The sequence below is a fragment of the Calidithermus terrae genome (assembly GCF_003574345.1).
Taxonomy (GTDB): Bacteria; Deinococcota; Deinococci; order Deinococcales; family Thermaceae; genus Calidithermus; species Calidithermus chliarophilus.
Genome location: NZ_QXDL01000199.1, coordinates 1 through 7,352, shown reverse-complemented (window position 1 = coordinate 7,352; position 7,352 = coordinate 1). Strand labels below are relative to the sequence as shown.

At 70.9% G+C, this 7,352-nt stretch carries 7 protein-coding genes and 1 pseudogene; 4 read left to right on the top strand and 4 right to left on the bottom strand.

All coding sequences use genetic code 11. From position 1 onward, the window contains the following. Positions 1-199: pseudogene (locus Mterra_RS17140) on the top strand (hypothetical protein); the annotation flags it as partial. A gap of 140 nt (positions 200-339) precedes the next feature. On the opposite strand, the gene Mterra_RS17135 reads toward Mterra_RS17140, so the two are convergent. The 3 genes from Mterra_RS17135 to Mterra_RS17125 are packed head-to-tail and all read right to left on the bottom strand — an operon-like array spanning position 340 to position 4,315. Continuing rightward, the gene (locus Mterra_RS17135; RefSeq protein WP_147372903.1) at positions 340-2,400 is read right to left on the bottom strand and encodes a hypothetical protein; all 2,061 of its coding nucleotides are present in this window, start codon (positions 2,398-2,400) and stop codon (positions 340-342) included. Positions 2,401-2,416: 16 nt separating this feature from the next. Then, complete coding sequence (locus Mterra_RS17130; RefSeq protein ID WP_119316260.1) at positions 2,417-3,121, bottom strand: hypothetical protein; 705 nt, start codon at positions 3,119-3,121, stop codon at positions 2,417-2,419. Between the two features lie 9 nt (positions 3,122-3,130). Beyond that, on the bottom strand, positions 3,131-4,315 hold the full coding sequence (locus tag Mterra_RS17125; protein WP_119316259.1) for a helix-turn-helix domain-containing protein: 1,185 nt from the start codon (positions 4,313-4,315) through the stop codon (positions 3,131-3,133). A 362-nt stretch (positions 4,316-4,677) separates the two neighbouring features. Between Mterra_RS17125 and Mterra_RS22510 the strand changes: the two genes are divergently transcribed. Both Mterra_RS22510 and Mterra_RS22505 read left to right on the top strand, forming a co-directional pair. Beyond that, positions 4,678-5,121, top strand: a complete 444-nt coding sequence (locus tag Mterra_RS22510) for a lamin tail domain-containing protein (protein WP_170159718.1) — start codon at positions 4,678-4,680, stop codon at positions 5,119-5,121. 98 nt (positions 5,122-5,219) lie between these two features. Next, the gene (locus Mterra_RS22505; protein WP_170159717.1) at positions 5,220-5,894 is read left to right on the top strand and encodes an SEC-C domain-containing protein; all 675 of its coding nucleotides are present in this window, start codon (positions 5,220-5,222) and stop codon (positions 5,892-5,894) included. 102 nt (positions 5,895-5,996) lie between these two features. On the opposite strand, the gene Mterra_RS17115 is transcribed toward Mterra_RS22505, so the two are convergent. Next, a complete protein-coding gene (locus tag Mterra_RS17115; protein WP_170159716.1) occupies positions 5,997-6,167 on the bottom strand; it encodes a hypothetical protein in 171 nt (56 codons plus the stop codon). Between the two features lie 247 nt (positions 6,168-6,414). Here Mterra_RS17115 and Mterra_RS17110 point away from each other — a divergent pair. Then, positions 6,415-7,352, top strand: a 938-nt coding sequence (locus Mterra_RS17110; protein WP_147372902.1) for a tyrosine-type recombinase/integrase, incomplete at its 3' end; no start/stop codon positions are given.

Here is a 7,352-nt window from a genome sequence, read left to right as displayed (position 1 = left end):
GGGCGGGCTGGGCTGGCTGCAGGGGGCGCGCTACAGCCTGCGGCTGCTGCCGGGGCGGGTGCGCGGGGGCTTCCTGCTGGCCGACGACCGCTACCTCATCGCCCGCCAGCAGGAGCGCTGGCTGCTGCTGGACCACCCCCCTACCGTGCTGGCCCTCAAGCAGCAGCTGCTGCTGGCGCTGCAGGGCGCCGGGCGCTAGGGCGAAGAGCCGAGGTCGAGCCCAGCCAGCCCTCGCAAGGGCCGTCGGGGTAGGGGTGAGGCCACAAGGCTCACCCCCCCAACCCCTCGGCGACCGGGAATTGCAGCGGCGCAGTTGGCGTGGGCGGAGACGGCCGCACCTCAGTCCAGGCGGTACTGGATCATCGTGCCAAACGAGGGGTCGGACCACAGCAGCCGCCGGTGCCTCTCCAGCAGGTGTAGTGCTTGGTGGCTGTTACGGGCACCGGATAGCAGGCTCAGGAATTCCGGCAGGCTCAGGAAGAGCACCCGGTCTTGCGAGACCTGGTCGAGCAGCCCCTCCCGCTCCGCTTCCCTCAGCATCGCCTTGTACCTCTGCAGCTGGGTCTCCAGCTTCGCCATGCGGCGACGGTTGTCCTCGCTGTCGGCGTGGGGGTGCAGGCCGAAGGAGGAGCCCTGGAAGTGGCGCATCAAGAGGCTGCCTAAGAACGTTGGCTCTAGGCCCGGGTAGGGCAGGAGGGAGAGCGAGACCCGCCATACCGGACGGCCCCAGAGTTCCAGGGTGAACGCCTTGGAGCTCGTCCTGAGTTCCAGGCGGCCACGGCGCAGGAGCTCGAGCTCGTGCCCTAACGCCTGGCACTGTGACGCCAGCAGGCTGAGGGCGAGGTCGTACAGCGCGGCCACGTCGTCGCCAGCCTGGGCAGGGCGGGTGAGGGCCTTAGCCTTGCACTCCACGAAGGCGATCGCCTCCTCGCTCTCCAGCACCAAGTCGCACTCCCCGTTGCCGCCGCCCGAAGAGTAGTTGCCGTAGACCGCCGTGAAGCCCTTTTGGACGGCCCACCGGCGCAGGAAGGCCTCGAAAGCCCTCCCGATGCGGTCGTTCCCGTCCTCCAGCCTGTAGGCGACGGCGGCGAGCGCCTCGTAAAACGCCGAGGCACCCAGCCGGGCGTTGATCAGGAGGTGCTCTTCCCCCACGCTCAGCAGCGGCCGGAACCACAGGTCCGCGGCTTCCGGCTTGGTCAAGGCGAAACCGTGGTTCGCGGGGCCGGGGTGGGTCAAGGCCTCGAGAACCTCGCCGAGGGCTTCGGCCGGGAGGTTAAGCTCCCGCGCGATCTCCTCGCGCTTCAGGCGCAGCGCACCGCGCACCTGCGAACCCTCTGAGAGCATGAAGCCGCAAACCCGGGCGAAGTCGGCCACCGTCCACCGCCAGCGGCGCTCCGGGTGGCCGTCGAGCCAGCCCATCACCCCCTCCAGCATGGCCGGGATCACCGCCGGGTCGGCCTGCGGGAAGCCGACCAGGGCGGCTTCGAGCGTCAACCGCTGGAGCAGGCCGGGGACCCGTTCTGGCGGCGTGTAGAGGGCTTCGAACGGGTTGTGGAAAGAGACCTCGAGGCAGGCGACCAGGGCGGCCGCGAACTCCGCCAGCTCGGCGAACGCCCCCGGATCGCCCTCCCCCGGGGCGTCGAGGTGCTTGGCCCCTAGGTGGAGCAGCAGCCCGCAGGGGATGGGAGGTTGATCCCCCTTCGCGCGAGGCAGCCGGTAACGGCCGCTCTCGGGGTCGCGGTGCTCGGCTAAGCGGGCGAGCACCCCCTCGATGCACCGCAGCCCGCCGACCTTCCGCACCAGGGTCTCCAGATCCTGCGAGGCGGTGGCCCAGGTTTCGAGGGAGAGGTACGCGCGGGCGTCGCGCACCTCGACCACGTATCCCCGGTTCCGCAATCGGCGGATCGCTTGGGCGAGCACCCGGGCCGCGTTGTAGGTAGCCGACTGACGACGGCCTGGGTCGGCATCCATCAGGCTGTTGCGGTAGACCAGCAGCTTAAGCCCCTCCGCCCAGGAGGGCGAGGACAGGGGCCGTAGCCGCTGCCCTTCGGGCCAGCGGGGCTTGAGGTGGTCGGCCAGCAGGAAGGGATCCAGGTCCTGCCCCTCGACAAGGTGTTCAAGCAGCAGCTGCTGCACGGCCTTGCCCCATTCGCCGTAGCCGATGCCCTCAGGCCCGTCCCACCAGAGTACCCTCTTCAGCTCGGTGTAGAGGTGCTCGACGACTGCCTGCGTTGACCATACCCGGTCGGCACGGAGACCCAGGAACTCGTACTGGGCCTCGAGGCCCTCCGGCAGCGGCGGTACCGACGCCCGGCGGGCCTCGACCAGGCGGCGGAAGGCCCCGGCGAGCTCGCCCGCGGCGCAGGAGGGGGTCTCGGGGCTAGGGTCGGTGTTGCTCATGACCGGGACCTCCACCCTACGACGGTCCCTCCCACGCGCAGCGCGGGGGACTGCAGCGCAGCCGCAGCACCTGTTCCCCCTTCCGGACGTAGAAGCCCCTCCCCGGGAGCACCTCGTTGAAGAGGTGCGCGGCCTCCGCGCAGGGGACGTGCCCTGACCGGGCCGCGGCCTGCAGGAGCGCACAGGTGCGCACGACGGGCACCTGGGGGTACAGGCAGCGCAGGAGGTCGATGATGGCCTGATCATCGGCCAGGAGCGTCCACCCGCGGCAGACCGCGACCGCGGCCGCCTCGGCCTCGCCGGGGCCGACCCTGCGGCGCCGGTAGCGCCCCGGCGAATCCCGGCAGCGATCCCAGGCCCGTTTTTCGCTCAGCTCGTAGGCCAGCGCGGCCTCCTGGCTGGTGAGCTCCACCGGTCGCCAGAGGTGGCCACTCCCGAGCGCGAACCCCTGGATCAGCGGGGCAACGGCCTGGTAGTCTTCGTAGCCCGGCAGGCTCGCCATGTGGAGCGGCCGCAGGAATTCGGAGCGCAGCGCCTGGGTGTAAGGGCGCGGCAGAAGCACCTCGGCGGGGTCGAGCACCGTGGGCGAGAGGAGCACCGGCTCCGGGAGGAGCCGGTGCAGCAGATAGGCGTAGCCGGTGTGCACGAAGTTGGAGAGCAGGCTGGTGTCCGCGATGCAAGGCTGGGCGAGGGAGGTTTCGGGGTCGGGCCTTACGTCCACGTAACCATTCTAGGCGACCTGGGGCAGCTCATCGAATTCGCCCGCCTCGAGGGGGTTGGCCTTGGGCGGCTCGGCCAGCAGCCGGGCGCGCACGGTGGTGACGTCCACCCTGAGGAGGTCGGCCGCCTGGGCCGGGGTCAGATGGTCGGCCTGCAGGGCCCGGCGCAGCTGCTCCAGAACGGACACCGGGTAGCGCTCGAGGAAGAGGGGGTGGGGCTCGGGAATGCGGAACATCTCCTCCTCCAGCCCCAGCGCCCGGGCCATGGCGGAGGGGCTGTACCCCCGGAACAGCCGGTGCTGCTCGGTGCTGATGAGCTTATCGTCGAGGAGCCGGTTGAGCACGGTGGCGTAGCTGACACGGAAGTAGGCCGCCAGGCGCAGCACCTTGTAGGCGTCCAGGCCCCCCTTCTCGCGCTCGTCCTCGACCAGGCGGCGCAGCTCCTTGCCCGGGACCAGGAAGTGGGCCGCGAAGGCGTCGGCGAAGCGCTCCTTGGCGTCGTAATCGCCCATGCGGCAGACGATCCCGCCTGACTGGTGGTGGAAGAGGGCGTGGGCCCACTCGTGGGCCAGGGTGAAGACCTGCCGCCCGGGGGAGGTGTTGGCGTTCACCAGGATGCAGAAGCCCAGCGCGGGGTGGTTGTACACGGCGCCGGAGATCCCGACCCCCCCCTCCCCCAGCGGCCCCAGCGGGGCCCGGTAGACCAGCACCCCCTTCTCGTCCAGGAAGGCGTAAAGGTTCGGGAGGGCGTCCAGCCCCAGCTTGTAGTGGTCGCGGGTCTTCTCGGCCAGGGCCGAGACGCGCCGCAGGTCGGTGACAGGCTCCTTCTCCGCCAGGGGCTTCGGAGGGCGTCCAGGCCCGCTCAGGGGCACCTCGAGCTCCTCGAGCAGCTCGGCCCACTCGTCCAGAAAGTCCAGCCAGCGTTCCACCTCGTCGCGGATCTTCAGGTCGTCGGGCAGGCCCCGGTAGAGCACCTCCCGCTCGGCCTTACGATCCAGATCTTCTTTCCCCAGGAGGTAGCCGCGGTTGACGCGGTAGAGCCGGGCCAGGTCGTCCAGCTGCCTCGCGCCCGGGACACGCTCGCCGCTCTCCCACAGGGCGACCAGCTCGCGGGAGACTCCCAGCACCCGGCCCACCTGCTCCTGGGTGAGCGCGAGGGCCTCCCTGCGCTCCTTGAGGCGAAAACCCAGGGTCATATTGACCCTCCTTTCGTGATCTATTCGGTTCGCGGCAGTCACCGCGATATTGATTATAAGTGTACCGATATACTTATGTCTATAGTAGCTTATAGTTTCCCTTTCATATCGAATAAATGTTAACTAAGTAACATGAAGAGCTGAACATCTTTGTGGTACAATAAGCTCAATGGAGCTGGCGCGTTCACCCCCTACCCCGAAGAAGGGTGCGGCCTGACTCGCACTCAGGCCGCACCCCGGCGAGGCCCGCAGGCCCCTGGTTGCATGTTGCCCTTCAAGGCTAACCCCTGGGGCCCTGCGAATCAAGGCATCAGGCTCGATCCGTCCAGGCGAACCCTGGGCAGCCATGGAGGTCTTTTCGTATGGAACAACACCGCATCGGGCGCGTCTGCGCCAACCCCCCCGGCAACGACCGCGGCCAGGACCGTGCCGGCGAGTGGGTCGAGGTCATCGTGGGCCCCTCCGGCGACCTCGGCGGCCACGAGCTGCAGCACCGGGTCTTTCCCAGCGGCCGCTGGGAGGCCCTGCACCGCTTCCCCGAGGGCTTCAAGCTGGTCCCCGGCACGCCGGTGGTGGTCCACGCCGGGCACGGCCGCAGCGGGCCGGACCCCCACGGGGTCTACCACGTCTTCACCGGGGCCAACTGGCGCTTGAACAACGACGGGGACATCGTGCGCCTGCTCGACCCTCGGGCCAGCGAGCTCCACCGCCGGGAACTGCGCGGCGACGAGTGCGAAGGCACCCCCTCGGGGCGCGGCCCCGGGTCCCTGCCGGCGGTGACCCCGCCGCGCCCCTTCGGGAGTTGAGGGTGGAGCCGCCGGCTGCCGCACTCTTCCTCAAGGGCCCCGCCCGGGTCCCCTGGTACCACCAGGACCCGGGCCGGTGGCGCCGGGAGGAGGATGCCTTGCGGGCTCGCTTCCCGGGGTTTTCCCCCGGGGAGCGCCTCGTGGCGGTGACCTCAGTGGTCTGGCCCGACTCCCGGCATCCCTACCGCTACTGGCGGGGCTGGCTGCAGCCGCTCACCCCGCACGCCGAGGTCGGGCTCCTCGCGGCGCACTTCGAGCGTGACCTGCCCCTCCGGGTGGGCCCATACGGGGCCCTCTTTCCCACCGCCGACGTGCCGCCCAAAGGCGGTGTCGTCGCCCGGCCCGGGCTTTACGTCCCCTACCGGGTGGAATTGGTTTACCCGGAGCCGCCTGCGGTGCCGCACGTGTACGTGCAGTACCCCAGGGTCGACGAAGGCGCATTCCCCAACCACCCTCACCTCCTGAGCGCCCGGCCACACCCGGCGGGCGGCCCGCGCAGCGCGGCGTGCGTGTTCGCGCCGCACGAGGGCTTGTGGACCTGGGAGGGTGCCACCGGGGCTCAGATCCTGGAGTGGGCGGCGATCTGGCTGGCCAAGCACGTGCTCTGGGCGCAGCAGGGCGGTAGGCCGCAGGACTGGCTGGGCGACCAGGCCCCCCACGACCGGTCCACCCTCCTGCGGACCACCCGGCCCTCGGCGCCGTGCTGGTGCGGCAGCGGGCGGGCCAGCCAGCGCTGCTGCCGCCGCACGGCGCAGGCGTCCGGCGCGGCCTGAGCCCCGTGCGGCTGCGCCAGGTGTGGTCCGACGGCTCCGGCCACGCGGAGGGGGCTGCCTTTGGGCAGGGCTTCAACCCCGCGCGCCCCCGTGTTCCCCGGCTCAACCCCTCAGCCCGTAGCGCGGCAACTCCTCGCGCGCCACCTCCAGCTCCTGCAGCAGGTAGTGCCCCCGGCAGCCCACCCGGATCCACCGCCGCAGGAGCAGCCTCCGCCCGCGCCGCTCCACCACCCGCCAGCCCCCCGCCGACCTCCCGTCGTGCGCCTCGTACATGGCCATCGCCTCCTTTCTTGGTGATATATTATTGTTTTATAGGAGATGTGGAGGAGGGACAAATCACATTTTTATATCCGTTATTAGACAAGGGCGCCCTTCCTAAGCCCACCCCACCCCCTCTTCTTCGCGGCCCTTGTTGCGCATGCGCGTGCGCGGGCACAGGCGCTCACCCAGGGCAACGGGGAGGGGAGGGGCCCGGTATCGGGCGGTAGTGCCTTGTTATGTTTACGGGTATATTTGGGTTATGCTACTGCCCTCCTCCCCCCTCGACGAGCCCGACACCCGCCGGGAGTGGGTCGAGCGAGCGCTGGGGCGCTGGGACCGCGCGGCCTTCGGCGAGGCGCTCTCCTACGCGGCCAAGCTCTTCGGCTGGCGCGAGGCCAACCTGCAGCGCGCCATGGAGAGCCTGTTCTACTGGCTCAAGGAGCAGGGGCGGCGCTGGCCGGCGCTGGAGCGGGGCGACCTGCTGGCCTTCTGGGCCCTGGTCGAACGCGGCCAGCCCCCGCTGGCCAAGCGGCCCCTGCGGCGCCCGGCGACGGTGTACTCCTGGTGGTGGAGCCTGCGGCGGGTGCTGGCGGTGATCGAGTGGGCCGGGCTGGAGGTCCCCCCCCTCGACTTCCCCCCCCGCCCGAGCTACCTCAGCTTGCGGCCCCACCTCTCCGACGCGGAGTTCGCCCGGCTGCTGCGGGCGGCGCAGGAGCACCCCACCGGCGCGCTGCGGCGGCTGGGGGTGGCGGTGCTCTACCTGCTGGGCGAGGCGGCGGTGGGGGCGACCGAGCTGTTCGCGCTGCGCCTGGCGGACTTCGACCGTGCGCGGCGGGTGCTGCGGGTGCGCGGGGCCAAGGCCCGCGAGGTGCCCCTCTCCGAGGCGGCCGCCCGGGCGCTGGAGGCCTACCTCGACGACCGCGAGGTGGTGCTCGCGGGGCAGCCGCTGGGCAGCCCCTACCTCTTCGTGCGCATGACCAACAAGCGGGGCGGGCTGGGCCGGCCGCTGGGCGCCGACACCCTCAACGGGTTGCTCGAGCGGCTGGAGGCGCTGGCGGGGCTCGAGCGCGAGGGGCTGCTGGTGCCGCTGCGCTGGCGGGCGGTGCGGAAGCTGCTCGAGCAGGGCCTGAGCCCCCAGGAGGTGGCCCGGCGCACCGGGCTGAGCACGGTGGTCGGGCCACCTCCTGGGGGCTCAGG